Origin of the sequence: Thermomonas sp. (assembly GCF_041919455.1) — a bacterium.
In the GTDB taxonomy this organism is placed as follows: Bacteria; Pseudomonadota; Gammaproteobacteria; order Xanthomonadales; family Xanthomonadaceae; genus Thermomonas.
In genome coordinates this window covers 1-26,349 of the sequence record NZ_JAYRTQ010000028.1, presented here as the reverse complement: position 1 = coordinate 26,349, position 26,349 = coordinate 1, and the positions used below count along the sequence as shown (strand labels likewise).

The 26,349-nt window shown below is 67.2% G+C and carries 22 protein-coding genes and 7 tRNA genes; 19 read left to right on the top strand and 10 right to left on the bottom strand.

What is annotated here, in order from left to right; genetic code table 11:
* Nucleotides 1-121, top strand: a 121-nt coding sequence (locus tag ACE3T8_RS13905; protein ID WP_374606131.1) for a transposase, incomplete at its 5' end; no start/stop codon positions are given.
* Nucleotides 122-307: 186 nt separating this feature from the next.
* On the opposite strand, the gene ACE3T8_RS13900 is transcribed toward ACE3T8_RS13905, so the two are convergent.
* Both ACE3T8_RS13900 and ACE3T8_RS13895 read right to left on the bottom strand, forming a co-directional pair.
* Nucleotides 308-871 (bottom strand): phosphatase PAP2 family protein, encoded by a 564-nt coding sequence (locus ACE3T8_RS13900; RefSeq protein ID WP_374609905.1) that lies wholly within the window; start codon nt 869-871, stop codon nt 308-310.
* Complete coding sequence (locus tag ACE3T8_RS13895; RefSeq protein ID WP_374609903.1) at nt 849-2,018, bottom strand: glycosyltransferase family 4 protein; 1,170 nt, start codon at nt 2,016-2,018, stop codon at nt 849-851. The genes ACE3T8_RS13900 and ACE3T8_RS13895 overlap by 23 nt, the downstream gene beginning before the upstream one ends.
* Before the next feature lie 280 nt (nt 2,019-2,298).
* Between ACE3T8_RS13895 and ACE3T8_RS13890 the strand changes: the two genes are divergently transcribed.
* The 4 genes from ACE3T8_RS13890 to ACE3T8_RS13875 are packed head-to-tail and all read left to right on the top strand — an operon-like array spanning nt 2,299 to nt 7,639.
* Entirely contained in the window at nt 2,299-2,709 is a 411-nt protein-coding gene (locus ACE3T8_RS13890) for a GntR family transcriptional regulator (protein ID WP_374609902.1), read from the top strand.
* Between the two features lie 44 nt (nt 2,710-2,753).
* On the top strand, nt 2,754-3,668 hold the full coding sequence (locus ACE3T8_RS13885) for an ABC transporter ATP-binding protein (protein ID WP_374609901.1): 915 nt from the start codon (nt 2,754-2,756) through the stop codon (nt 3,666-3,668).
* A 40-nt stretch (nt 3,669-3,708) separates the two neighbouring features.
* The gene (locus tag ACE3T8_RS13880; protein ID WP_374609900.1) at nt 3,709-5,529 is read left to right on the top strand and encodes a hypothetical protein; all 1,821 of its coding nucleotides are present in this window, start codon (nt 3,709-3,711) and stop codon (nt 5,527-5,529) included.
* A 22-nt stretch (nt 5,530-5,551) separates the two neighbouring features.
* Entirely contained in the window at nt 5,552-7,639 is a 2,088-nt protein-coding gene (locus ACE3T8_RS13875; RefSeq protein WP_374609898.1) for a prolyl oligopeptidase family serine peptidase, read from the top strand.
* Nucleotides 7,640-7,709: 70 nt separating this feature from the next.
* Here ACE3T8_RS13875 and ACE3T8_RS13870 read toward each other — a convergent pair whose 3' ends face one another.
* From ACE3T8_RS13870 to ACE3T8_RS13845, 6 genes are all read right to left on the bottom strand, one after another.
* Nucleotides 7,710-8,099 carry a DUF1801 domain-containing protein gene (locus ACE3T8_RS13870; RefSeq protein ID WP_374609897.1) on the bottom strand — a complete coding sequence of 130 codons (390 nt, stop codon included), beginning with the start codon at nt 8,097-8,099 and terminating at the stop codon, nt 7,710-7,712.
* 4 nt (nt 8,100-8,103) lie between these two features.
* Nucleotides 8,104-9,645 carry an exopolyphosphatase gene (ppx, locus tag ACE3T8_RS13865; protein WP_374609895.1) on the bottom strand — a complete coding sequence of 514 codons (1,542 nt, stop codon included), beginning with the start codon at nt 9,643-9,645 and terminating at the stop codon, nt 8,104-8,106.
* A 59-nt stretch (nt 9,646-9,704) separates the two neighbouring features.
* Nucleotides 9,705-11,843 (bottom strand): polyphosphate kinase 1, encoded by a 2,139-nt coding sequence (gene ppk1, locus ACE3T8_RS13860; protein WP_374609893.1) that lies wholly within the window; start codon nt 11,841-11,843, stop codon nt 9,705-9,707.
* Nucleotides 11,840-13,171: a phosphate regulon sensor histidine kinase PhoR gene (phoR, locus tag ACE3T8_RS13855; RefSeq protein ID WP_374609891.1), complete on the bottom strand. Its 1,332-nt coding sequence runs from the start codon at nt 13,169-13,171 to the stop codon at nt 11,840-11,842. The genes ppk1 and phoR overlap by 4 nt, the downstream gene beginning before the upstream one ends.
* A 47-nt stretch (nt 13,172-13,218) precedes the next feature.
* A complete protein-coding gene (gene phoB / locus ACE3T8_RS13850; protein ID WP_374609890.1) occupies nt 13,219-13,920 on the bottom strand; it encodes a phosphate regulon transcriptional regulator PhoB in 702 nt (233 codons plus the stop codon).
* Between the two features lie 84 nt (nt 13,921-14,004).
* Nucleotides 14,005-15,660, bottom strand: coding sequence for a M48 family metalloprotease (locus ACE3T8_RS13845; protein ID WP_374609888.1), 1,656 nt, complete (start codon nt 15,658-15,660; stop codon nt 14,005-14,007).
* Nucleotides 15,661-15,780: 120 nt separating this feature from the next.
* Between ACE3T8_RS13845 and grxC the strand changes: the two genes are divergently transcribed.
* From grxC to ACE3T8_RS13830, 3 genes are all read left to right on the top strand, one after another.
* A complete protein-coding gene (grxC, locus tag ACE3T8_RS13840; protein WP_374609886.1) occupies nt 15,781-16,059 on the top strand; it encodes a glutaredoxin 3 in 279 nt (92 codons plus the stop codon).
* Nucleotides 16,056-16,448: a carboxymuconolactone decarboxylase family protein gene (locus ACE3T8_RS13835; RefSeq protein WP_374609885.1), complete on the top strand. Its 393-nt coding sequence runs from the start codon at nt 16,056-16,058 to the stop codon at nt 16,446-16,448. Before grxC ends, ACE3T8_RS13835 begins: the two co-directional genes overlap by 4 nt.
* A gap of 138 nt (nt 16,449-16,586) precedes the next feature.
* Entirely contained in the window at nt 16,587-17,594 is a 1,008-nt protein-coding gene (locus tag ACE3T8_RS13830) for an isocitrate dehydrogenase (RefSeq protein WP_374609883.1), read from the top strand.
* An 87-nt stretch (nt 17,595-17,681) separates the two neighbouring features.
* Here ACE3T8_RS13830 and ACE3T8_RS13825 read toward each other — a convergent pair whose 3' ends face one another.
* The gene (locus ACE3T8_RS13825) at nt 17,682-18,446 is read right to left on the bottom strand and encodes a Bax inhibitor-1/YccA family protein (RefSeq protein WP_374609881.1); all 765 of its coding nucleotides are present in this window, start codon (nt 18,444-18,446) and stop codon (nt 17,682-17,684) included.
* A gap of 82 nt (nt 18,447-18,528) precedes the next feature.
* A tRNA-Leu gene (locus tag ACE3T8_RS13820) sits at nt 18,529-18,613 on the bottom strand.
* A gap of 165 nt (nt 18,614-18,778) precedes the next feature.
* On the opposite strand from ACE3T8_RS13820, the gene ACE3T8_RS13815 reads away from it, so the two are divergent.
* The 11 genes from ACE3T8_RS13815 to ACE3T8_RS13765 all read left to right on the top strand — a co-directional run bounded on the left by ACE3T8_RS13815 (nt 18,779) and on the right by ACE3T8_RS13765 (nt 26,192).
* Nucleotides 18,779-18,855: transfer RNA gene (locus ACE3T8_RS13815), tRNA-Pro, on the top strand.
* 50 nt (nt 18,856-18,905) lie between these two features.
* Nucleotides 18,906-18,982, top strand: a tRNA-Arg gene (locus tag ACE3T8_RS13810).
* Between the two features lie 35 nt (nt 18,983-19,017).
* Nucleotides 19,018-19,094: transfer RNA gene (locus ACE3T8_RS13805), tRNA-His, on the top strand.
* A gap of 60 nt (nt 19,095-19,154) precedes the next feature.
* A tRNA-Lys gene (locus ACE3T8_RS13800) sits at nt 19,155-19,230 on the top strand.
* Nucleotides 19,231-19,434: 204 nt separating this feature from the next.
* Nucleotides 19,435-20,727, top strand: coding sequence for a trigger factor (gene tig, locus ACE3T8_RS13795; protein ID WP_374609879.1), 1,293 nt, complete (start codon nt 19,435-19,437; stop codon nt 20,725-20,727).
* A gap of 25 nt (nt 20,728-20,752) precedes the next feature.
* Nucleotides 20,753-21,376, top strand: coding sequence for an ATP-dependent Clp endopeptidase proteolytic subunit ClpP (gene clpP / locus ACE3T8_RS13790; protein WP_374609878.1), 624 nt, complete (start codon nt 20,753-20,755; stop codon nt 21,374-21,376).
* A gap of 139 nt (nt 21,377-21,515) precedes the next feature.
* The gene (gene clpX / locus ACE3T8_RS13785; protein ID WP_374609876.1) at nt 21,516-22,808 is read left to right on the top strand and encodes an ATP-dependent Clp protease ATP-binding subunit ClpX; all 1,293 of its coding nucleotides are present in this window, start codon (nt 21,516-21,518) and stop codon (nt 22,806-22,808) included.
* A gap of 167 nt (nt 22,809-22,975) precedes the next feature.
* Nucleotides 22,976-25,408: an endopeptidase La gene (lon, locus tag ACE3T8_RS13780; protein ID WP_374609874.1), complete on the top strand. Its 2,433-nt coding sequence runs from the start codon at nt 22,976-22,978 to the stop codon at nt 25,406-25,408.
* Nucleotides 25,409-25,622: 214 nt separating this feature from the next.
* Nucleotides 25,623-25,895 carry an HU family DNA-binding protein gene (locus ACE3T8_RS13775; protein ID WP_374609871.1) on the top strand — a complete coding sequence of 91 codons (273 nt, stop codon included), beginning with the start codon at nt 25,623-25,625 and terminating at the stop codon, nt 25,893-25,895.
* A gap of 97 nt (nt 25,896-25,992) precedes the next feature.
* Nucleotides 25,993-26,067: transfer RNA gene (locus ACE3T8_RS13770), tRNA-Val, on the top strand.
* 48 nt (nt 26,068-26,115) lie between these two features.
* Nucleotides 26,116-26,192, top strand: a tRNA-Asp gene (locus ACE3T8_RS13765).
* Nucleotides 26,193-26,349 lie beyond the last annotated feature (157 nt).

The window sequence follows — 26,349 nt, the reverse complement described above, 5'->3', positions numbered from 1 at the left end:
CACCAACCTGGTCGAAGGCATCAACAACAAGATCAAGGTCATCAAGCGAATGGCCTACGGCTTCCGCGACGACGCCTACTTCTTCCTGAAGATCCGGGCCGCCTTCCCCGGACTTGGGTGAAGAACCTTTTTTTCTGCGATGCCACGTGTTCCCCGGATGCGCTGCGCTTATCCGCGCTACGGGGCTCAGGAGCATTACCAGTTGCTCTTGTAGCCCGGATAAGGCCAAGGGCCGCATCCGGGGTTGGGGTGCGTGCCATGTGTTCCCGGATGCGCTGCGCTTATCCGGGCTACGGGATTTGAAGCATCACCCGAACAACGACACCCCCGGCACCAACCACAGCGAGATTCCCGCGAGTCCGCAACCGATCCCGGTCGCCGCCAGCACATCGCTGGGGTAGTGCAGGCCCAGCATCACCCGCGAGGCCGCCACGCTGGCGGTGAACGGCACCAGCAACCAGGCCAGCGACGGGTAGTGGGCCATCGCCACCAGGCTGAAGGCGACGGCGTGCAAGGTGTGCCCGGACGGGAAGCTGAACTCGTCGAGCGGCGCCACCCACGCGCGGATGCGCACATCGCTGGCGAACGGCCGTGGCCGCTTCGTCCAGCGCTTCAGCGCCTTGTAGAGGATCAGCGCGACCAGGCCGGTGAGCGCGAGATGCAGCGAGGCGCGCAGGCCGTCCATGCCATCGAGGACCAACAGCGCGCCCATCAATGCGTACCAGAACACGCCATCGCCCAATCTGCTGACCGCGGCGAAGTAGCGCAGCGCGCCGCTGCGCGCGCACACGCGGTTGGCGCGCAGGCACCAGCCGGATTCGGCGGTGGCGATGCGGCGGGCCGGCGACCTAGAGGGCAGCGATCGGGACATGGCGATGCTCCGGGTTGGCGAGCGAGCGCAGCAGGTGGTCGAAATCGCTGGCGACCTGCGCCGGGCGCAACGCGGCCACGGCTTCGCGGCAGGCGGGGCGCATGCGCCGGCGCGCGGCTTCGTCGCTGCCGATGCGCGCCACCGCGGCGATGAACGCGGCATCGTCACGGGCGGGCTGGTCGCTGCGCGGGATCGCGGCACCATGCAGGCCATCGCGCAGGCATTCGCGGGCCGCGCCGTAGTCGAAGGCGACCGTCGGCACGCCGCTGGCCAGCGCTTCCAGGGTGACGTTGCCGAAGGTCTCGCTATGACTGGGGAACACGAACAGGTCGGCGCTGGCGAAATGGCGGGCCAGGGCCTCGCCGCGTTGCAGGCCGCTGAAGATGAAGTCGGGATTCTCGCGTTGCAGGGCGTCGCGCGCTGGGCCGTCGCCGACCCAGACGAAGCGCGCCTCCGGGCGTTGCCGTTGCAGGGCGCGGAACGCATCCACCGCGAGGCCGAGGTTCTTCTCGGCGGCGATGCGCCCGACGAAGATCGCCGCCACCCCGCGCTCGCCGACGCCCCACAGGGCGCGCAGCACCGGGTCGCGATGGCCGGGATCGAACTGGCCGGTGTCGACCGCGCGCGCCAGCCGGATCACGTTGTCGAAGCCTTCGGAGTCCAGCAAGGCCTGCAGTTCGCGGGTCGGGACCAGGGTGGCCTGGGCGCTGTTGTGGAAGTGGCGCATCCAGCGCAGCGCGACCGGTGCCAGCAGCGGCAAGCCGTAGTCGCGCATGTAAGTGTCGAAGCGGGTGTGGAAGCCGGTGGCGGCGGGGATGCCGAGCTGGCGCGCCGCGCGCAGTGCGGACCAGCCCAACGGGCCTTCGGTGGCCACGTAGATCGCATCGGGGCGGTTGGCCTGCCAGTGGCGACGCAGTTTGCCGGTCGCCGGCAGGCCGAACTTCAGGCCGGGGTAGCGGGGCAGGCTCGCACCGCGCACCAGCTTGGTGTCGTCGTCGGTGGACTGCGGGGCATCGGTCGCCTGGCGCGGGCGGATCACCGACACCGCGTTGCCGCGTTCGCGCAGGCCCTGTTCCAGCCCCTGCACGGTCAGGGCGACGCCGTTGATTTCCGGCGGATAGGTCTCGGTGACGATGGCGTAGCGCATGCAGCTCTCCGTTTGCGGGAGGCTGCGCGGCGGGCGTGACCGTGCGGTGTCGGGGCGATGACGCGCGGGTGACAGGCGGGGATGAAAGGCGAAAAGGGGTCAGAGTGGTAAATGGGGACGGAGGGAATTAATCGCGATTAATTCCCTCCGTCCCCATTTACCGATTTCGGGCTCCAGCCCGGTTTCGCACCCGATTTCCCCTATTTCGTCGCACCCCGGCTTGACGATCCAGCTGCGTTCGTACTGTACTAGCTCAAATAGTACAGATAGGACGGCGCCGATGGCACGACCCCAAGCCCTGATGATCCAGATCGCCACCGGCGATCCGCGCCCGATCGGCAAGCAGATCGTCGACGCGGTGCGGATGAAGATCGCCACCGGCGAACTCGGGGCCGGCGACCAGCTGCCCAGCGTGCGCGGGCTGGCCCAGCAGCTGACCATCAACCCGAACACGGTGGCAAAGGCCTACGCCGAGCTCACCACCGAGGGCTGGCTGGAATCCCGGCAGGGCATGGGCCTGTACGTGGCCACCCCGCGCCAGCGCCTGTCCGACGACGAACGCGAGCGCCGCCTGGACGAAGCCATCGGCCGTTTCGTCAACGACGTGATCCCGCTCGGCTTTGCGCCTGACGAGGTGCAGGCGCGCGTCGCCCACGAATTTCAGCAGCTGGTTCCCCGGAAGATCGCCTGAGCGCGACTGAGCCAGTCCCGATAGACACCGCATCGAGCACCCACATGACCACCCAATCCGACTACGTCATCGAGACCCGCGCGCTGAGCAAGCGCTACGGCCGCAAGCTGGCGCTGGACCATCTCGACCTCGCCATCCCGCGCGGGCGCATCCACGCCATCGTCGGTGCCAACGGCGCCGGCAAGTCCACCCTGTTCCGCATCCTGATGGGCTTCATGCCGCCGACCACCGGCGAGGCCCGCATCCTCGGCCGGGACAGCCAGTCGCTCACCCCGCAGGACCGCAGCCGGATCGGCTTCGTCAACGAGGAACACACCCTGGCCAACTGGATGCGGGTGTCGCAGGTAACCGCGATGCAGCGGCACCAGTACGCGCGCTGGAACCAGCAGGGCTTCGACAGCGTGATCGGCCATTACCACGTGCTGCCGGAGCAGAAGGTCGGCCAGCTGTCGCGCGGCGAGCGCGCCGGTTTCAACCTGGCGCTGGCGCTGGCGCAGCGGCCGGAACTGCTGGTGCTGGACGAGCCGACGCTGGGCCTCGATGTCATCGCCAAGCGCGCCTTCCTGGAGTCGCTGCTGTACAGCAACGCCGCCGACGACTGCACGGTGATCTATTGCTCGCACCAGATGGAGGAGATCGAGCGCGTCGCCGACAACCTGATCATCCTCGAGCGCGGGCAGCTGAAGAACATGTCGGCGCCGGAGGAGTTCACCGCGCGGGTCAGCCACTGGGTGGCCGACGTGCCGTTCAAGGGGCCGGAGTTGCACACCGTGCCGGGCCTGCTGGAAGTGCAGCGCCTCGACGGCCTGCACCACTACCTGGTGCTGGACCAGGACGCCGGCTTCGAGCAGTTCCTGCGCACCAGCGGTGCGCGCAACGTGCAGTCGATGCCGGTCAGCCTGGACCGCGCCGTCAACGCTTTCCTTGCCAAGAACCACGCTGCGCCGGCTGCGGCCTGACGCGCGACACAACGCCGCTTGACGGCATGAGGACACCAACATGATCGATCTCTTCAAGGGCGAGCTGCTGCGCTTCCGCCTGTGGGCCATCGCGGCCGCGGCGGTGCACGCCGGCATCCTGGGCTTCATGGCCCGCATCGTCGACCTGGCCCAGCAACCGTTGCTGGTCTACCAGGTCTTCGCCATGACCTATGCGGTGGCTGGCACCTTGCTGGGGCTGTACCAGATGGGCAGCTACCGCAAGCCGAACCAATGGCTCAGCCTGCTGCACAGGCCGATGCATCGCCTGCAGATCGCCGGTGCGCTGGGTGGCGCGGGCGCGGTGCTGCTGTTCGTCGCCGCGGCATTGCCGATCGCGCTGATCGCGCTGTACCAGGACACGGCGACCGCGCGCGTGGTCGACCTGCGCCACTGGATGATGCCGATCGCGGCCTGGCTGATCGCGCTGATCGGCTATGCGGCCGGCGCCTACGCGATGATCGGCAATCGCCGGCATTCGTTCGCGGTGCTGGTGCTGCCGTGCCTGCTGATGTTCGCGCAGGCCTCGGGCGTGGCGATGCTGGCGCTGCAACTGACGCTGCTTGCGGTGCTGGTGGGACTGGTGGCGATCGTGTTCCGCCCCGATCCGGTGGCCGCGCCGCGCAGCTTCGCCGCCACCGCCGTGACCGCACTACCCGTGCAGATCGGCGCGTACTTCCTGGTCTGGATGCTGGGCTACGGCGTCGAGCTGTTCTGGACGGTGAGCGGCACCCATCCGCTCAATACACCGACGCCGCCGAAGGGGGGCTACATCGAGGCCGATCGCGCCGAAGGCAAGGACATGCTGTTGCTCGGCATCGAAAACAGCCGCGATCCGGACGCTGCGCTGTGGCGCGAGCAGATCGCGCTGTCCGACGTGTACACGCGCTACCCGCTGCGCAGCCTGCCGCAGCGCGGCGAGATGACCAACCTGCAGCCGATGGAGTTCACCGACGGCGATCGCAACATCACCTGGGTGTTCAAGCACGACAGCATGCGCTTCGTCGGCTACGGCGCGCTGGACAAGCGCGCGCGCGGCGACCTCGGCGTGGGCGAGGCGCAGGTGGCGTTCCCGGCGCCGACCATGCCGTTCGCCGCCGACTACCTGTACAACGCCCACGCCGCCTACCAGTACGACGACGGACAAGGGCACATCCATGAGCGCATCCGCTTGCCGCAGGGCGAAGTGATGGCCAGCCCGCCGGAACCGGCCGGCGACAACCTGCTGGTGCTCAGCGACCGCGCCGCCTATTTCTATCCCGGCCGCGAGGCGATGAATGGACTCGACCTGCTGCAGCCGCTGATGCGGGTGCCGATGCCGGGCGAGGTGGGCAACCTCAGCCGGATGGACGTGATCGAGTTGCTGGATGGTTACCTGGTGTCGTTCACCTACACCTGGGGCGTGTGGTCGAGCGAGTTGCAGCATCCCTACCAGCAGGTCCTGCGCGTCGACGGCAACGGACATGCGCGCGAAGTCGCACGGCGCAACCTCAGCCAGGACTTGCCGACCGCCTATACCGCGCGCATCTGGTGGCTGTCGCCGGTGCTGCGCACGCTGTGCCTGGGCGCGCAGGACCTGTACGCCGCGCCCGATCCGCTGCGCGCATCGCCGCAGCCGATGCCGCGCAGCATGCTGTGGCTGGCGCTGGCCTGCTGCGTGGTGTCCCTGCTCGGTGCGACCTGGCTGAGCGCGCGCTTGCAGTTGTCGCCGCGCAATCGCTGGCTGTGGGTGGTGCTGTGCGGCGTGGTCGGACTGCCGGCATTGCTTGCGCTGTGGCTGATGGTGCCGAAGCGGGAAACGCTGCCGGCATCGCTGCCGAACCTGCAACCCGCGATCGCCTGAGCGCACGGACGGAGACATCGAGATGACGAAGTTCCGTGAACTGTGCGGGACGCTGGCCCTGCTCGCGCTGCTGATCGCGCCGATGCAGGCGCCGGCGGCAGACAGTGCGGCCGAATTGCGCGCCGCGATCGCCACCCAGCGCGCGCTGCCGCGCGCACCACAACTGCCGCGAAGTGCCTTCCTCGAAGGTCGCGGCCTGGCCGCGGTGCGGCTGTCGCCGGCCGGCGACTACGTGGCCTATCTGCGCGAGCAGGGCGAATCGCGCAGCCTGTTCCTGCTGCCCACCGCCGGCGGCAAGCCGCGGGTGCTGGTCGCGCGCACCCAGGCCGAGCAACTGTTCTGGTCGCGCGACGGGCGCTGGCTGTTCCTGCGCGGATCGAAATCCCTCGCCAGCGTGTCGGTGGGCGGCCGCGCCGGGGTGCGCGTGCCGATGGGCGGCGCGGAGCGGAGGCGGGCGATGAAGATCGATCCTTCGCAACCGGCCGCGGTGTTGCTGCAAGAGCGCGTGAGCGTGGGCAATGGCGAACGCTGGCGGATCGTGCGCATGGACATGCACGGCAAGCGCAGCGTGCTGCGCGATGACCCGCGCTGGGTCCACGATGTCGCGCTGGATGCGCGTGGCAGGATCGTCGCGCTGGCGCGCTTCGAGGGCGGCCACGATGCCCTGCATCGGGTGTTGCCGAACGGGTCGTTGCGCGAAGTGCTGCACCTCGCGCCGATGGAGCGGATAAGCCTGCTCGCCGCGATGCCCGATGGCAGCCTGCTGATGGAAGGCAACCCGGGCAGCCGCGTGCCCGCCGGCAACTTCCGCCGCGTGCTGCGGTTGACCGCGGACGACACGCTGCAGACCCTGCACGAAGACCCGCGCCGCGAGGCCGACCTCGACGAAGTCGTGGTGGATCCGCGCACCTCGATGCCGCTGGCCGCGAGCTATCGCAGCACCATCGCCGCGACCTACGGCATCGGCGACGCGCAGGCGGTCGTGGCCGGCATCGCCAGGCAATTCCCGGGACGCGACATCGCCGTGCAGGCCGGCAGCGGGCCGGGCGGGCAGTGGCTGGTGTCCGAACGCGCGCCGACCCTGCGCGACCCGCGCTGGCACCTGTTCGATCCGCGTACCGGCCAGGCGCGCCGCATCCTCGACGAGGGTGCGACCACCGCGAATTCGCCGAAGGAATCGCAACTGTCGCGCAAGCTCGCGGTGTCCTACCTCGCCTCGGACGGGCTGCGCGTGCATGGCTTCCTGCTGCTGCCGCCGGGCGTCGATCCCGCGCGCGCGCCGTTGGTCGCGCAGGTGCACGGTGGCCCGATCAACCACTTCCGCGCGGGTTACGACGGCACCGCGCAGTTCCTCGCCAACCGCGGCTACGTGGTGTTCCAGACCAACTTCCGAGGCTCCACCGGGCACGGTCGCACCTATACCTTCGCGTCGAACGGCGACTACGGCAACGGCCGCGTGCAGCGCGACATCGTCGAAGGTGTGCGCTGGCTGATGGCACAGGGCATCGGCGACCAGGCGCGCGTCGGCATCGTCGGCCACTCCTTCGGCGGTTACTCGACGCTGCTGGGCCTGACCTTCCAGCCGGAGCTGTTCAAGGTCGGCGTGGCCGGCGCGCCGCCCGCGGACCTGGGCTGGGGCATGCGCTGGCTGGTCGCGGCCGGCGAGCAGGGCGACCTGCCGGATCGTTCGCTCAAGCACACGCTGGCGGCGTTGTCGCTGGATGCCACCGATCCAGTCACCTATGCGCGCCTGCATGCGCAATCGCCGCGGGCGAATGCCGCGAAGATGCGGCGCCCGTTGCTGGTCATCGCTGGCGGCGCCGATCGCACGGTGGCGATCCGTGAAGTCGTCGACTACAGCGCAACACTGAAAGCGCTTGGACGGCCGATGACCTTGTTGGTGGAACCCGGTGGCGGGCATTCGCCGACCGCGCCGATCCCGCGCGAGGCCTACCTGTTTGCGATGGAAACGATGTTGCAGAAGCACCTCGGCGGGCCCGCGCCGGAACCGGCGGGCCAGCGCCTGCGCGCCTACCTGCGCGAGAACCTGCGACTGGCGGGGCCGGAGTTCGCCGCGTTCGCAAAGAAGCAGGAAATGGGGTCAGAGTGAATTTCCTGCCGACCATCTCAGGTCATTACGGACACGCGGTCAGGAAACTTCACTCTGACCCCATTTCCAGTCACTTCAGCCGCTCGAGCCGGCCCTTGCGCTTGACGAGGTTCTTGTAGTCCCACTGGATGTCGCGGGCCTTGCCCAGCCAATGCTGGAGCAGGGCCACGTCGACGTCCCCGGTGGTCGTGTAGCGCGCTTCGGCGGCCTTGAACTTGCCCTCGGCCCGCAGCCCGGGTTCGTCGAAGCCTTGTCCGCTCCAGAACAGCAAGCGCACCGAATCCTTGAGCTTGCTGTAACCGACCACCGGGTTGCCATCCAGGAACCACACCGGATGCGCATGCCAAATCTTCGCCTCGGCCTCGGGCAGGCCGCGATGGATCTGTTCGGCGAGGAGATCGCAGACGCCGCGGTCGACCTGCGATTGGCGTGCGTTGTAGTCGTGGATGTCCGGCGTCATCGGGTTACTCCGCGGCAAGTTTCAGGGTCACGCCCAGTCCCAGCATGTCGTCGGGTTCGCCGGCCAGGTCGGCGCGCAGCAACGGGCGGGCGCGCAGCCAGCGTTCAGCCAGTGCCAGTTGCAGGCGTTCGCCGTCGGCCTGCAGGCGCAGCACCGGCATCTCGACGGTCTCGTGCGCGCGGTGCAGCAGCACCGCCAGGCGCAACAGCGCGGCGACATGGCGGGTGTTGGCCAGCAGGCGGTCCGGGATCTGCTCGAACGCCGACTTGGGGATGCCGCGGCGGTGGGTGCGGATCAGCGCGGCCAGCACCCGCTGTTCCTGCTGCGAGAACCCGGCGATGTCGGAATGTTCCAGGATGTAGGCGCCATGGCCGTGGTAGCCGCTGTGGGCGATGGCCAGGCCGATCTCGTGCAGGCGCGCGGCGCGCGCGAGCATGCGGCGGTCGTCGCCGTCCAGCGCCCAGTCGATCGCCACCTGGTCGAACAGGCGCAGCGCGGTGGCTTCGACCCGCGCCGCCTGCGCGGCATCGATCCCGTAACGCTGCATCAGCGCATCCACCGAGACCTCGCGCGGATCGTCGGCGCCGCCACGGCCCAGCAGGTCGTAGAGCACGCCTTCGCGCAACGCGCCCTTGCTCACCTGCATGCGCTGCAGGCCGAGCGCGGCGAACACCGCCTCCAGCACCAGCACGCCGCCGGCGATGATCGGCCGGCGGTCGGCGGACAGGCCGGGCAGGTCGATGTCCTCGATGCGGTCGGCCTGCAGCAGGCGTTCGCGCACCTGCGGCAGCGCCTCGGCGGTGACCGCGCCCTTGGTCAGCTTGAGCGCGGCGCAGATCTCGCCGATCGCCTTGTTGGTGCCGGACGAACCGATCGCCTCGTCCCAGCCCAGGCTGCGATACGTGGATGCGAACTGCTGGAACTCGGCGGTGATTTCGGTCAGCGCGTCCTTCCACTTTTTCTTGGACAGGCGGCCATTGGGGAAGAAGCGGCGGGTGCTGGCGATGCAACCGGCCTGCAGGCTTTCGCGCTCCAGCGGCTGCATGCCGCGGCCGATGATGCATTCGGTGGAACCGCCGCCGATGTCGATCACCAGCCGCAACTGGCCGTCCTTGGGCGGCTGCGCATGGGCGACGCCCAGATACACCAGGCGTGCTTCCTCGCGGCCCGAGATCACTTCGATCGCGTGCCCCAGCGCGGCTTCCGCCGGCACCAGGAACTGCCCGGGCATGCGCAACTGGCGGACGGTATTCGTGGCCACCGCGCGCACGTGCTGCGGCGGGATATCGGCGATGCGCTGGCCGAAGCGCGACAGGCAGGCCAATGCGCGCTCCTGCGCCTCCGCGGACATGCCACCGAATCCGTCCAGGCCTTCGGCCATGCGCACGGTCTCGCGCAGGCGATCCACCACCCGCAACTGGCCCAGCACGCGCTGCGCCACCACCATGTGGAAGCTGTTGGAACCCAGGTCCAGCGCAGCGAGCATGTCGCCATCGCGCGGCGTGGGCGCGTTGGCGGCCGGGGTGCGGCGCTGGGTCGTCCTCATGCGGCGCGGTTGCTGGCGTGTTGCGTCATGCGCGCATTATCGCCGGATGCCGGCGGGCGTCACGCATACAGGTCGTCCAGCAGCGACAACTGCGCGGAGAAGGCGGCTTCGCCCTCGCCCGGCACGGCCTTTGCATAGCTGCCATCGGCCTGCAGGTCCCACGCATTCTGGTTGTCGGCCAGGTAGTTGAGCAGGCCTTCGCGGTGCACGCGTTGCGCGCAATCCGCATCCAGCACGGGGAAAGCGGTCTCGACCCGGCGCAGCAGGTTGCGCTCGAGCCAGTCGGCGGACGAGCAGTACAGGTCCGGCGTGCCGTCGTTGCCGAACCACCAGATGCGGTGGTGTTCCAGGAAGCGGCCGACCACCGAGCGCACGCGGATGTTGTCGGAGATGCCCGGGATCCCGGTGCGCAGGGTGCAGGCACCGCGCACCACCAGGTCGATCTGCACGCCCGCCTGCGAGGCCTCGTAGAGGGCGCGCATCACCTGCGGTTCGTTGAGTGCGTTCATCTTCGCCACGATCCGGCCGGGGCGGCCGTCGCGCGCATGGGCGGTCTCGCGCTCGATCCGGTCCAGCACGCCCTGGTGCAGGGTGAACGGCGACTGCAGCAGGTGCTTGAGGGTCAGCGGCGCGGCCAGGCCGGACAGCTGCTGGAAGATCAGGTGCACGTCGTGGCCGATGTCGGGGTTGGCCGTCATCAGGCTGAAGTCGGTGTACGCGCGCGCGGTGCCGCTGTGGTAGTTGCCGGTGCCCAGGTGCACGTATCGGCGCAGGGATTTTCCTTCGCGGCGCACGATCAGCAGCATCTTGGCGTGGGTCTTGTAGCCGACCACGCCGTACACCACCTGCACGCCGGCATCCTGCAGGCGATCCGCCAGGCCGAGGTTGGCTTCCTCGTCGAAGCGCGCACGCAGTTCGACCACCACGGTGACGTCCTTGCCCTTGCGCGCGGCCTGGATCAGCGAGTCGACGATCGCCGACTCCTTGCCGGTGCGGTACAGCGTCTGCTTGATCGCCAGCACGTTCGGGTCCTCGGCGGCTTGGCGTATCAGTTCCAGCACCGGGGTGAACGCGTCGAATGGATGGTGCAGCAGCACGTCGCCCTGCTGGATCAGGTCGAACATCGCGTCGACCTCGCGCGGGATGCGCGGCTGGAACGCGGGGAACTTCAGGTCGGGGCGCTGCACCAGGTCGTAGACCTGGACCACGCGGTTGAGGTTGACCGGCCCGTTGATCTTGTAGACCGCGTTGGCCGGCAGGTCGAAGTTGGCGAGCAGGCTGTCGACGATGTCCTGCGGACAGCGCTCGTCGATCTCAAGCCGCACCGCGCGCAGGTAACCGCGGCCCAGCAATTCGTCGCGCAAGGCGAGGGCGAGGTTGTCGACATCGTCCTCGTCGACGATCAGTTCGGAATTGCGGGTGACCCGGAACTGGTGCGCGCCGTTGACCTTCATCCCCGGGAACAGTTCATGCACGAACGCGGACAACACCGAACTGAGGAACACGAAGTCGTGGAAGCGGTCGCCGTCCCCGTCCTGGTCTGGCAGGCGGATGATCCGCGGCAGCGAGCGCGGCGCGCGCACGATCGCCATGTGGCCCTCGCGGCCGAAGGCGTCCTTGCCTTCCAGCAGCACGACCACGTTCAGCGACTTGTTGAGGATCTTCGGGAACGGATGCGCGGGATCCAGCCCCAGCGGCGACAGCACCGGCATGATTTCATCGCGGAAATAGTCGCGCAACCAGCGGGTCTGCTCGGCGCTCCACTGCTCGCGTTGCAGCAGGCGGATGCCTTCATCGGCCAGCGCCGGGCGCAATTCCTCGTAGAAGCAGCGGTACTGCGCCTGCACCAGGTCGGCGGCGCGGTCGTGGATCCTGTTGATCAGCACGCCCGGCGCCAGCCCGTCGGCCGCGGGCGGCAGGCCGAACTCGATCGCATGGCGCACGGAGCCGCCGCGGATCTCGAAGAATTCGTCCAGGTTGGTGCAGCTGATGCACAGGAAGCGCAGCCGTTCCAGCAAGGGCACCGACGGATCCTGCGCCTGGGCGAGCACGCGGAAATTGAAGTCGAGTTGCGAGAGTTCGCGGTTGGCGTACAGCGCGGGATCGCGCAGTGGATTCGCCTGTGCTGGTGCCGAGGTTGCGCGCTTGGCGGTCGCGGCTTTCGCTGTTCGGGACTTCGTGGTCTTGGGCGTGGTCATGGGCTTTGGGTCATCGAGGGGATGGCGTCGCGCGGGAGCACGCGGGCGGGTCCGAAGCGGCAGGCGAAGGTGCTGCCCTTGCCGACCTCGCTGGCGATGTCGAGGCGGGCGTCGTGCAGGCCCAGCACGTGCTTGGCAATGGCCAGGCCGAGGCCGGTGCCGCCGGATTCGCGGGAGCGGCTGGTGGAGACGCGGTAGAAGCGTTCGGTGAGGCGCGGCAGGTGGGCAGCGGGGATGCCGTAGCCGGTGTCGCGCACCGACAGCGTGGCGCCGCCGTCGGCGTCGCGGCCGAAGCGCACGTGGATCTCGCCATCGGCCGGTGTGTAGCGCACCGCATTGGCGACCAGGTTGGAGAACGCGCTGTGCAGTTCCTTGGTCGAGCCGCACAGGTCGACTTGTGCATCATCGACGACGCTGATCCGGTGCCGCCCCTGGCTGAGTGCCTCGGCCTCGCGGCGCAGGGTGGCCAGCATCGGGGCTACGGCAACGTGTTCCTCCGGCAGGGTGTCGCGTGCTTCAAGCCGCGACAGCGTGAGCAGGTCTTCGACCAGTTGGGTCATGCGCTGCGATTGCCGCTGCATTTCCGCCAGCATCGGTGCCCAGTCGGGCTTCTCCTCGGGGTCGAGCATGTCGAGGTAGCCGTGGACCACGGTCAGTGGCGTGCGCAGCTCGTGCGAGACATTGGCAACGAAGTCGCGGCGCATGTGCTCCAGCCGCATCATCTTGGTGACGTCGCGTGCGACCAGCAGCCACAACTCGTCCGAATACGGGATCAGCCGCAGGTGCAGGCGCAGGTCCGGATTGGCCGGCGACGCGACATCGATCATCGGCTCGGCGTTGCGCCCGCTGGCCAGCCACTGCGCCATCGGCAACGGTTGCAGGGCAGCGACGAGCGGCGCGTCCTGGTGCCGCGGGTAGTGCAGGCCGAGCAGGGGCGTGGCGGCTTCGTTGAACCAGAGCACGCGCTGGGTGTTGCGTTCGACCACGACCACCGCGTCGGGCAGGGCGGCGGCAGCGGCGCGATAGGCGCGCAGCATCGCCAGCAGCCGGCGCTTGCGTGCGCGCATCTCGTGCTGGCTGCGGGAGAGCAGGCGGTCGAGTTCGTTCCACACGCCGACCCCGGACGATGGCGCGAGCCGTTGCCGCGCGGTCAACCGCAGCAGCACGTTGCGCAGCTTCCAGTAATGCCAGGCGACCACGCCGAGCGCGGCGATGGTCAGTGCCGGCCACGGATGCCCCAGCAGCAGGCCGACGGCCAAGCCCAGCACCAGCACCAGCGCGAGCTGGCCGAGCGTGCGGAACCAGGCGGAACGGGCGTCGGGCGACATGCGCGAAGTCTAGGCGTTGGGCGCTGGATGCGCCGACCGCTCGCCGCTCATGCCGCCGCAGAGAACCGGTAACCCGCGCCGCGCACGGTCTGCACCATCGGGTCGAGCTGGTGCGGCTCCAGGGTCTTGCGCAGGCGGCGGATATGCACGTCGACCGTGCGCTCCTCCACGTAGACGCTGCCGCCCCAGACGTGGTCGAGCAGTTGCGAGCGGCTGTACACGCGCTCGGGATGGGTCATGAAGAAATGCAGCAGGCGGTATTCGGTGGGGCCGATGTGGACCGGGGTCGGCCCGCCGGTGGAGTCGGCGAACACCCGGTGCGCGGCGCCGTCGATGCGCAGCCCGCCGACCTGCACGCTGCCGTCCTCGTCGTCCTCGCGCGAGCGGCGCAGCACCGCGCGGATCCGGGCCAGCAGTTCGCGTGCGGAGAACGGCTTGACCACGTAATCGTCGACCCCGGCCTCAAGCCCGCCCACGCGGTCGTTCTCCTCACCGCGTGCGGTCAGCATGATGATGGGGACATCGCGGGTCAGCGCGTCCTTGCGCCAGCGCCGGGCCAGTTCCAGGCCGCTGGTGCCGGGCAGCATCCAGTCCAGCAGGATCAGGTCGGGCACCCGTTCGGCGATCGCGGCCTGCGCCTCGCGGGCGTCGCCGGCATGCGCGGGTTCGTACTCGCCCTTGCGCAGGGCGTAGGCGACCATGTCGCGGATCGCGGGTTCGTCGTCGACGATCAGGATGTGCTTCTGCATGCCGGATCCTGCATGGCGGGGGATGCCGCGTCCTGCGGCGATCCTGCCATTACACGACGGTTTGGTGACGGTTTGGTGACACCGTCACCGTTCAGCCGCGGAGCCGTCGGCGCGCACACCCACGCTGAGCCGGCCGGTGGCCTCTTCGTCCCTGATGCCCTGGCGGCGCAGTTCCAGCACGGTCGGGGTGATCGCGGCGATCCGCGCCTCGATCCGGCTGCGTGCGTAGTAATCCAGGGTGGCGCGCTTCTTCAGGTTGTTGAGCTGGACCAGCGCCTGTTCCGGGCGGCCGCCCAGGAACGCGGCCTCGGCCCAGGCTTCTCCGGCACGGACATCGTCGCCGGCGATCTCGTTGGCGCGGGCATAGGCCTGCTGGAACAACGGGTCGCTGGTGGCCGTGGCCAGCAACGGCCGCAACACCGCAACCGCGCGGGTGCCAGCGTCACGGGTGTTGCGCTCGGCCAGGGTGCGCGCATAGCTCAGCGCCAGCGCGCGATGGGTCGGCATGCGTGCCAGCAGGGATTCGAAGCGCTTGTCGGCCTGGGCCAGCTGGCCCGCGCGGGCCTCGGCTTCGGCCAACGCCACCTGCAGCCACAGGTTGCCGGGGTGGGCGGCGGCCAGCGGGGTGAGCTCCTGCAAGGCCTCGCGGCCCTGGCCGGCCTGCTGGTGGGCGATCGCCAGGCCATAGCGACGGGCATCGTCCAGTGGCGTCTTGCCGCGCATCTGCTGGTATTCGCGGATCGCCTGGGCGGGGGTGTCGGCGCTCAGCACGCGCAGCCGCTCGCGCGCCCAGCCGAAGTCGCCGGTGGCGCCCTGGCCGCGCTGGCCGGCGGTGGTGGTGGCGATGCTCAGGCCCGGCGGCAGCAGCGGATTGCTGCCGGCGGTGGTCGTGCTGGTGACGGCGGGGGCTTCCAGCTTGGCGGCGCGTTCGCGCGCTTCGCTGACCCGGGTCAGGGTGACCGGGTGGGTCTGCAGGTAACTTGGAGCGCGGGCGCGTTCATCACCCTGGTTCATCCGCACCACCGACTGCAGGGTCTGGAAGAAATCGGCCATCGCCTCCGGGTCGTAGCCGCTGCGCGAGAGGTTGCGGATGCCGACCCGGTCGGCTTCGGCCTCGTTGTCGCGGGTGTAGTCGATCTGCCGTTGCTGCAGCAGGCCCAGGCCGGTGACCACCGCGGCCTGGGTGGCGTCGCCGCTGGAATTGCCGCCGGCCTGCTGGGCCGCGACGATCGCGCCCAGCATCGCCAGCATGATCGGCAGGCTGTCGCGCTGTGCCTTTTCCGCACCACGCAGCACATGCTGCTGGGTGACATGGGCGATCTCGTGGGCCAGCACGCCGGCCATCTCGTCCTCGCGCTCCGCGGACAGGATCAGGCCCGCATTCATGCCGATGTAGCCACCGAGCGTCGCGAAGGCATTGATCTGGCGGTCGCGCAGCAGGAAGAAGGTGAACGACTGCTGCGGCCGGTCGCTGGCACCGGCCAGGCGCTGGCCGACATCGCGCAGCCAGCCGTCCAGCAGCGGATCTTCCAGGATGTAGCCCTCGTGGCGCAGCTGGGCCAGCACCATGCCGCCATATTCGGCCTGTTTCGCCGGCGACAGTACATTGCCGGCGGACGAACCGATGTCGGGCAGGCGGTTGTCCTGGGCGGATGTCGCGCCGATGGCCAACGCCAGGCCGAAGGCGAGGGCGGCGGGCAGCAGGCGGCGGGAGCAAGTGCGGGGGCGGGCAATCGTCATGTGGGCAGGATGCTGCGTTGGCGTGGCGCGGGTGTGAACGGGGGTTGAGCAACTGGAAAATACCCGCCGCTGCCCGCACATACGACAAGATTGCAGCATCCGCGTTCCCGGAGATCGAACTTGAGCGACGCCAACACCCCCGTAATCACCCTGTACTCGACCGCGATCTGCCCGTATTGCGTGATGGCCAAGAACTTCCTGAAGAGCAAGGGCCTGGCCTGGACCGAGGTGCGGATCGACACCGATCCGGTCGCCCGCGAGGCGATGGTGGCGAAGGCGCGCCGCACCAGCGTGCCGCAGATCTTCGTGGGCGACGTCCACGTCGGCGGCTACGACGACATGATGGCCCTGCATCGCGCGGGCAGGTTCGAGCCGCTGCTCGCGGGGGAAGGCGCATGAGCGGCACAGGCGAGGATGATCGGGTCAAGGCGTTCACCGAATTCCGCCAGCGGATGAACACCCGCATCCTGGGCGAGCCCAACCAGGTCGTCCGCAGGTTCTTCGCGCTGGACACGCAGACCTACCAGGCCGGCGCACTGGACGTGAAGACCAAGGAGCTGTGCGGGCTGGTGGCGTCGATGGTGCTGCGCTGCGATGACTGCATCAGTTACCACGTCGCCCAGTGCAAGGAGGCTGGGGTGAACCGCGAGGAGATGTTCGAGGCGTTCTCGATCGGCCTGGTGGTCGGTGGCTCCATCGTGATCCCGCACCTGCGCCGGGCGGTGGATTTCCTCGACACGCTCGAGCAGGGCGAGGCCGCGCCAGCCGCGCCGCACGACCACGGTTGATCGCAGGCGGGCGGCCCGCGACCAAGGTCGGATGGCTGGGGCGACAACGACTTCGGGCATAATTGCGCCTGAAACCTTTCGCGTTTCCCGCGCGGCCATGCCGCCGCGCGCTCCCCCCGTCCTGGAGCAAACACAGCAATGACACAGACCATCACGGTCATCCGTGGCGATGGCATCGGCCCGGAAATCATGGATGCCACCCTGCACGTGCTCGACGCGATGCAGCTTGGCCTGCAGTACGAATTCGCCGATGCCGGCCTGGCCGCCCTGGAAAAGCACGGTGAGCTGTTGCCGGCGGCCACCATGGATTCGATCCGCAAGAACCGCATCGCCCTGAAGTCGCCGCTGACCACGCCGGTCGGCGAGGGCTTCAGCTCGATCAACGTCGAGTTGCGCAAGCGCTTCGACCTGTACGCCAATGTGCGCCCGGCCAAGAGTTTCCCGAACACCAAGTCGCGCTTCCCGTCCGGCGTCGACCTGATCACCGTGCGCGAGAACACCGAGGGCGCCTATTCCGGCGAAGGCCAGAATGTCTCGGCCGACGGCGAGACCGCGACCCTGATCCAGAAGATCACCCATCGCGGCTCCGAGCGCATCGTGCGCTACGCCTTCGACCTGGCCCGCAAGACCGGCCGCAAGAAGGTCACCGTGGTGCACAAGGCGAACATCCTGAAGTCGACCTCGGGCCTGTTCCTCAAGACCGCGCGGGAAGTGGCCCAGCAATACCCCGACATCCAGTGCAACGAGATGATCGTGGACAACACCTGCATGCAACTGGTGATGAAGCCGGAGCAGTTCGACATCATCGTCACCACCAACCTGTTCGGCGACATCATCTCCGACCTGTGCGCAGGCCTGGTGGGCGGCTTGGGGCTGGCCCCGGGCGCCAACATCGGCACCGACGTGGCGATCTTCGAAGCCGTGCACGGCTCGGCACCCGACATCGCCGGCAAGGGCATCGCCAATCCCTGCGCGCTACTGCTGGGCGCGGCGCAGATGCTGGACCACCTGGCGCTGCCGCAGGAAGCGGAGCGCTTGCGCGCCGCGATCATCGACACCCTGGAAGCGAAGGATTCGCTGACCCCGGACCTGGGCGGCGAGGGCAACACGCTGTCGTTCGCGAAGGCGATTGCCTCGCGCCTCTGATCGGGCGTCGCGTGCAGCCGCCGGCTGCACCATCGCAAACAAAAAGGGCGCCGTCCGGCGCCCTTTTTCGTTGCTCGCGACGATGGCTCAGTCGCGCGACTGCAGCTTGCCGAGCAGGCGCAGGATCTCCAGGTACAGCCAGACCAGGGTGACCAGCAGGCCGAAGGCGGCGTACCACTCCATGTACTTCGGCGCGCCCTGTTCGACGCCCTGTTCGATGAAATCGAAGTCGAGCACCAGGTTCAACGCGGCGATCACCACCACGAAGCCGGAGAAGGCGATGCCGATCATGCTGCTCTCGTGGATGAAGCCGATGCTGCCGAAGCCCATCAGGCGCATGCCCAGGCTGACCAGGTACAGCAGGGCGATGCCGCCGGTCGCGGCGACCACGCCGAGCTTGAAGTTCTCGGTCGCCTTGATCAGACCGCTGCGATACGCCATCAGCAGCGCCGCCAGGGTGCCGAACGTCAGGCCGACCGCCTGGATGACGACGCCCTCGTACAGGTGGCTGTAGAGCGCCGAGATCGCGCCCAGGAAGAAGCCTTCCACCAGGGCATAGAGCGGGGCGGTGACCGGTGCCCATTCTTTCTTGAACACCGTGACCAGCGCGATGACCAGGCCGCCGATCGCACCACCCCAGACATACACGCTGAAGCCCGGTGCCAGTTGCCCGTCGGCGCCGAACGCCTGCGTCCAGGCGAAGGCGGCAGTGAGCATGGTCAGCAATAGCAGGAAACCCGTTTTGTTGACCGTGCCGTTGATGCTCATGGCCCCTGCATCGTCGCGCACCAGGGTGCCGCTGCCGAGGTCGAGGAACGTATTGTCCTTGAGGGCGGGATTGCCGCTGCGCATGTCGTCGATCCTGTGCGAGGTCTGGGCGGAATGCCTGCCCCGAGGATAGCCCGGCGCGATGACGCTTGTCACAGGTAGAGGGTGGTGCGAAAGGCGGGACTCGAACCCGCACGCCTTGCGGCACTGGTACCTAAAACCAGGGCGTCTACCAATTCCGCCACTTTCGCGCCGGCGCATTGTAGCGGTGACCGGTGCCTGCCATCAGTCGTGACGATTGGCCATGGACGGCATGTGCGTTGACACTGCGCGCCGGTGGCCGGACAATACGCGGCTCTTTCGTCGCGCTGGCGCGCAGCGGGAGACTGCGAAGGCAGCAGTTCGGGTTCCGTCGGCGGGGTATAGCGCAGTCTGGTAGCGCGCCTGCTTTGGGAGCAGGATGTCGGGGGTTCGAATCCCTCTACCCCGACCATTCCGACGCGGCATTCTGGCAGTGGAGTTCGATGCGACAATCCGGCACGGGCGCCCGTAGCTCAACCGGATAGAGCACCGGCCTTCTAAGCCGGCGGTTGCAGGTTCGATTCCTGCCGGGCGCGCCAACGTGGTGGATGTGTGTTTCAAGCAAGCAACTTTGGTGGGTGTAGCTCAGCTGGTTAGAGCACCGGATTGTGATTCCGGGGGTCGTGGGTTCAAATCCCATCATCCACCCCAATGTTCAAGTGGTGCCAGCGGTTGCGCTGGCATCCCTGCAAACGCTACAATTTTTGTTCGGGGCCGTTAGCTCAGTTGGTAGAGCAGTTGACTCTTAATCAATAGGTCCAAGGTTCGAATCCTTGACGGCCCACCAAGTCCCACGAACGCCCGGCTTGCCGGGCGTTCGCTTTTCCGGGCATCCATGCCACTACGCTTGCCGTCATATCCCCCGAAACGGGTGGCGGGATGCCTGCGGATCGGCCAAACTAGCGCGTTCCGCCGGGCGGCTTGCCCGGCATCCGTCCAACCCCTTACGCGCAACCGGGTTCGCGCGAACCCGTGCAGGAGTCATCGCATCATGCAAGTCTCGGTCGAATCCACCGGCAACCTCGAGCGCCGCGTCATCCTCAGCCTGCCCGCGGGCGATGTCGACGACCAGGTCGGCGGCCGTCTGCGCGAGATCGCGCGCACCGTGCGCATCAAGGGCTTCCGCCCCGGCAAGGTGCCGACCAAGGTGGTCGAGCAGCGCTACGGCGGCCAGGTCCGCGCCGAGATCGTCGACGGCCTGCTGCGCCAGGGCATGGACCAGGCCGTGCGCGAGAACGAGTTGCGCATCGCCGGCGCGCCGCAGATCACCCAGGACGCCGACGCCGGCGAGGGCGAACTGAAGTACGTGGCGTCGCTGGAGCTGGTGCCGGATTTCGGCGACCTCGACATGACCAAGCTGCAAGTCGTCCGCAACACGTCGGAAGTCACCGACGCTGACATCGAGCGCATGCTCGAGAACCTGCGCCAGCAGCGTGCCAGCTGGAGCAAGGTCACCCGTGCCGCCAAGACCGGTGACATGGCCAACCTCGAAACTGCAAGTACCGTCGACGGCGCGCGCATGCCGGCCGAAGGTTTCGAGAAGACCAGCACCGTGCTGGGTTCGGGGTCGATGTATCCGGAGGTCGAGGCCGCCATCGCCGGCATGCAGCCCGGCGAGGAAAAGACCATCGACGTGACCCTTCCGGCCGACTGGCATATGCCGCAGTTCGCAGGCAAGACCGTCACCTCGACCTTCAAGCTGGTTGACGTGGCCGAGCAAGTCCTGCCCGAGGTCGATGCCGCGTTCATCCGCAGCTTCGGCGTGAAGAGCGGTGACCTCGATCAGTTCAAGACGGAAATCCGCAGCAACCTGGAGCGCGAGCTGAAGGGCGCGCTGATGAACCGCCTGCGTCGCGAAGTCGGCGAGCAGCTGATCGCCGCCTACACCGACGTCGATCTGCCGCCACGCCTGGTTGAAAACGAAGCGCGTGTCTTGCTGGCCAATGCCACCGAGCAGGCCCGTCGCCAGGGCCAGCAGGTCGGGGCCGGCATCGAAGCGTTCCAGGACGCCGGCCGCAAGCGCGTCCTCGTCGCCTTGCTGGTCGGTGAAGTTGCCCGTCGCAATGAACTGCGCCTCGAGCAGTCGAGGCTGAACGAAACGATGCGCCTGATCGCCTCGACCTACGAGCAGCCGGAGCAGGTCATTGCGTTGTACCGCAACGACCCCCAGTTGATGCAGGGCCTGCAGAACCGCGTGATGGAAGAGCAGGTGATCGACTGGATCGCCGAGCGCGCCCAGCACACCGAACAGGCGATCGGCTTCCAGGAAGCGATCGGCCAGTAAGCCGAGCCACAACCAGCGAGAGACCATGGACCCGATCAAAGCCCTCAACCTCGTGCCGATGGTGGTCGAACAGACCAGCCGCGGCGAGCGCGCGTACGACATCTATTCGCGCCTGCTGAAGGAGCGGGTGATCTTCCTGGTCGGCGGGATCGACGACCATGTCGCCAACGTGGTCGTCGCGCAGATGCTGTTCCTCGAGGCCGAGAATCCCGAGAAGGACATCAGCCTGTACATCAACTCGCCGGGTGGCATCGTCACCGCGGGCATGGCGATCTACGACACCATGCAGTACATCAAGCCGGACGTGAGCACGATCTGCGTCGGCCAGGCCTGTTCGATGGGCGCGGTGCTGCTGGCGGCGGGTTCGTCCGGCAAGCGCTACGCCTTGCCGAACTCGCGGGTGATGATCCACCAGCCGCTCGGCGGCGCACAGGGCCAGGCCACCGACATCGACATCCAGGCCCGCGAAATCCTGTCGATGCGCCAGCGCTTGAACGAGATCCTGGCCCACCACACTGGCCAGCCGATCGAAACGATCGCCCGCGACACCGAGCGCGACAACTTCAAGTCCGCCGAGGCGGCCCGGGAATATGGGCTGGTCGACGAAGTGCTGGTGCGTCGCCCCGACGAGTCGATCCAGGCCGGCTGAGGCCACCCAAGGGGGCGGCCAGGTCGCCCCGCAAAGCACGTGCTGGAGCCATTCCAGGCGAATTCTGGCCCCGCTTGGCCCGGCGGGGGCGTATGGTATCCTCGGGCCGAAGCCGTGAAGCACGGCGAGTGAGCAACGAATGAGCGAAGACCGTCAGGGACGCACCACCGGCGACAGCACCAAGATCCTCTACTGCTCCTTCTGCGGAAAGAGCCAGCACGAGGTGCGCAAGCTGATCGCGGGGCCCAGCGTGTTCATCTGCGACGAGTGCGTCGAGCTCTGCAACGACATCATTCGCGAGGAACTGGAGGAGAAGGCGCAATCCACGCGCAGCTCCCTGCCCAAGCCACGCGAGATCCTGGACGTCCTCGACCAGTACGTGATCGGCCAGCGCCGCGCGAAGAAAACCCTCGCGGTCGCGGTCTACAACCACTACAAGCGCATCGAGAGCCGGCAGAAGTCGTCTGACGATGTCGAATTGGCCAAGTCCAACATCCTGCTGGTCGGCCCCACCGGTTCCGGCAAGACCTTGCTGGCGGAAACGCTGGCGCGCATGCTCAACGTGCCGTTCACCATGGCCGATGCGACCACGCTGACCGAAGCCGGCTACGTCGGCGAGGACGTGGAGAACATCATCCAGAAGCTGCTGCAGAAGTGCGACTACGACGTCGAGAAAGCACAGCAGGGCATCGTCTACATCGACGAGATCGACAAGATCTCGCGCAAGAGCGAGAACCCGTCGATCACTCGCGACGTGTCAGGCGAAGGCGTGCAGCAGGCGCTGTTGAAGCTGATCGAGGGCACCGTGGCGAGCGTGCCGCCGCAGGGCGGACGCAAGCATCCGCAACAGGAATTCCTGCAGGTCGATACCCGCAACATCCTGTTCATCGTCGGTGGTGCTTTCGCCGGTCTGGACAAGGTGATCCAGCAGCGTTCCAGCGAGTCCGGCGGGATCGGCTTCGGTGCAAAGGTGAAGAGTGCCGAGCGCAAGGCCGACATCGGCCAAGTGCTGGCACAGGTGGAACCCGAGGACCTGATCAAGTACGGCCTGATCCCGGAATTCGTCGGCCGCCTGCCGGTGGTCGCGACGCTGGAAGAGCTCGACGAGCCGGCGCTGATGAAGATCCTCACCGAGCCGAAGAACGCGATCACCAAGCAGTTCCGCAAGCTCTTCGAGATGGAAGGTGTCGAGCTGGAAATCCGTCCCGACGCACTTGCCGCGATCGCCAGGAAGGCGCTGAAGCGCAAGACCGGTGCGCGTGGATTGCGCACGATCGTCGAATCGGTGCTGCTCGACACGATGTACGACCTGCCATCGCTGGAGAACGTCAGCAAGGTGGTGGTCGACGAATCGGTGATCGAGCACAAGTCGGAGCCCTACCTGATCTACCAGGGCACGCCGGCACCGGCCAAGGCGGCATCCGCCGATTGAAGCGTGATCACTTGAATTGCCCGTGAAGGCCGCCGCAAGGCGGCCTTCACGTTTGGGCCATGCTGCGCGTGCCCCCTCATGTGCATCCCGCTTGCATCCCGCTGCGTATAACCCCATAACCGTGGCATGGCGGCGCCTTCGCGCCGCGCGACGTGAATGGAGTCCGCATGAGCAGCCCCACCGAACATCCCGCCCTTGCCTTGCCGGTGCTGCCGCTGCGCGACGTGGTGGTGTTCCCGCACATGGTGATCCCGCTGTTCGTCGGTCGTGACAAGTCGATCCGTGCGCTTGACCTCGCGATGGAGGGCGACAAGCGGATCCTGCTGGTCGCGCAGAAATCCGCCGAGACAGACGATCCCGGCGCGACCGACCTGCATCCGATCGGCACGCTGGCGCAAGTGCTGCAATTGCTGAAACTGCCCGACGGCACGATCAAGGTGCTGGTCGAAGGTCTGGTGCGTGCGAGGGTGGACGGCGTGCGCGAGGAAGATGGCGCGTTGTCGGGCAATGCGGACGTGGTGGATTCGGCCGAGGGCCGCGAACCGCGCGAGATCGAGGCGATCGCGCGTTCGCTGATGTCGATGTTCGAGCAGTACATCAAGACCAATCGCAAGCTGCCGCCGGAGTTGATGCAGACCCTGTCCGGCATCGACGATCCCTCGCGGCTGGCCGATACCATCGCTGCGCATCTCGGCGTGCGGCTGGCCGACAAGCAGAAGCTGCTGGAGAGGCTCGATACCGCCGAGCGCTTGGAGATGCTGGTGGGCTTGGTCGACGGCGAGATCGACGTGCAGCAGATGGAAAAGCGCATCCGCGGCCGGGTCAAGTCGCAGATGGAGAAATCCCAGCGCGAGTACTACCTCAACGAACAGATGAAGGCGATCCAGAAGGAACTCGGCGAGCTCGACGACGCGCCGAACGACCTCGACGAGATCGCCCGCAAGATCGCCGCCGCAGGCATGCCCAAGCCGGTCGAAACCAAGGCGAAGGCCGAGTTCACCAAGCTCAAGCAGATGTCGCCGATGTCGGCCGAGGCTGGCGTCGTCCGCAATTACCTGGACTGGCTGCTGGGCGTGCCGTGGAATGCGCGCAGCAAGGTGCGCAAGGACCTCAAGGCGGCGCAGGACACGTTGGACGCGGATCATTACGGCCTGGAAAAGGTCAAGGAAAGGATCCTCGAGTACCTCGCGGTGCAGACTCGCGTGTCGAAGATGAAGGGACCAATCCTGTGCCTGGTGGGTCCGCCGGGCGTGGGCAAGACCTCGCTGGGGCAGAGCATCGCCAAGGCCACCAATCGCAAGTTCGTGCGCATGGCGCTTGGTGGCGTGCGCGACGAGGCCGAGATCCGTGGCCACCGCCGCACCTATGTCGGGTCGATGCCCGGGCGGATCGTGCAGAACCTCAACAAGGCGGGCAGCAAGAACCCGCTGTTCGTGCTGGACGAAATCGACAAGATGTCGATGGATTTCCGCGGGGATCCTTCGTCGGCGCTGCTTGAAGTGCTCGATCCGGAGCAGAACCACACCTTCAACGACCACTACCTTGAAGTCGACCTCGACCTGTCCGAGGTGATGTTCGTGGCGACCTCGAATTCGCTCAACATTCCCGGTCCGTTGCTCGACCGCATGGAAGTGATCCGCATCCCCGGTTATACCGAGGAAGAAAAGATCAACATCGCCATGCGCTACCTGGTGCCGAAGCAGCTCAAGGCGAACGGGTTGCGCGAAGGCGAGTTGAAGATCGCGGAGAACGCGATCACCGACATCGTGCGTTACTACACCCGCGAATCCGGCGTGCGCAACCTCGAGCGCGAGATCGCCAAGATCGCCCGCAAGGTGGTCAAGGAGATCGCACTGAAGGGGCCGCAGCCCAAGGGCATCAAGCCGAAGACCATCGTCGTCGGCAACAGGAACCTGGAGAAGTACCTGGGCGTGCAACGCTACGACTTCGGCCGCGTCGAGGCGGAGAACGAAATCGGCCTCGTCACCGGCTTGGCCTGGACCGAAGTCGGCGGCGACTTGCTGCAGATCGAATCCACGCTGGTACCGGGCAAGGGTGCATTGTTGCTGACTGGCCAATTGGGCGACGTGATGAAGGAGTCGGCATCGGCGGCGTTGTCGGTGGTGCGCGCGCGTACCGAGCGACTCGGCATCGACCTCGACTTCCTGCAGAAATACGATGTGCACGTGCATGTTCCGGATGGCGCCACGCCCAAGGACGGTCCAAGCGCTGGCATCGCCATGGCGACGGCACTGGTGTCGATGCTCACACGGATTCCCGTGCGCAACGACGTGGCGATGACTGGCGAGATCACCTTGCGCGGTCGCGTCAGTGCGATCGGCGGCCTCAAGGAAAAACTGCTCGCGGCTCTGCGCGGCGGGATCAAGACCGTGATCATCCCCGACGAGAATCGCAAGGATCTCACCGACCTTCCGGCAGCGGTGACCAGGCACATGAGGATCGTGCCGGTGAAATGGATCGACGAGGTGCTCGACCTGGCATTGGAACGCCCGTTGCCGGGCCGCATACCCATGAGCGAGGAAGCGCAGCCGCCTCTCCCGAAACCGGAGAGGCGCGTCCGCAACGATGTCAAACACTGACGGAAGGGGTGGGCCATTCGTCGGCATTCGGCTGAAACCCGCGCCAGTGCTTGTTTTCCGGGTTGCATGCAAAAAAAACCACTGGTATAAAGTTTGCAACCGTGGCGCACCTTAGTGGTGCGCCGGGGCAACTCCGGAACCACAGCAGGCGAGCGCTAGTCGATCCGGTCACCGAATATTTCTGTACCCATTCCGCAAGGGAGCAACCAAGCAAATGAACAAGTCCGAATTCGTTGATGCCATCGCCGATGGCGCCGAGCTGACCAAGGCCGACGCGGGCCGCGCGCTCGACGCGATGGTCGCCGCCATCACCAAGGCGCTGAAGAAGGGCGACACCGTGACCCTCGTGGGTTTCGGTACCTTCTCGGTGCGCAAGCGTGGCGCGCGCACCGGCCGCAACCCGCGTACCGGCGACACGATCAAGATCAAGGCTTCCAAGAATCCGGCATTCAAGGCCGGCAAGGCGCTGAAGGACGCGGTCAACTGACTGCCGCTGCATTCCCTGGGAGGCCCGGTATTGCCGGGCCTTTTTCTTTTGCGGGATGGTTCCGCTGCTCGCCGCGCGCTGCGATAATCGTCCGCCCGGGCACTTAGCTCAGCGGTAGAGCGGCTCCTTTACACGGAGCGGGTCGGGGGTTCGATCCCCTCAGTGCCCACCAAAAACTGTTGCGCACACAATCGGTGCGCGCTATGATGTTCGTCTCAGCGGAGTGGTAGTTCAGTCGGTTAGAATGCTGGCCTGTCACGCCGGAGGTCGCGGGTTCGAGTCCCGTCCACTCCGCCATCATGAGGAAGCCCTGCAGCGATGCAGGGCTTTTTTTTGGTTCATCTCCCAACTGAGGGAAGAGGCACACGGCCGACCCGGTTAGTTTGTCGTTGTCGAGACAACAAACCGGGGGTCGGCCGTGGCCGACGGCGATTGTATTGCCCAGCTCGCTGGG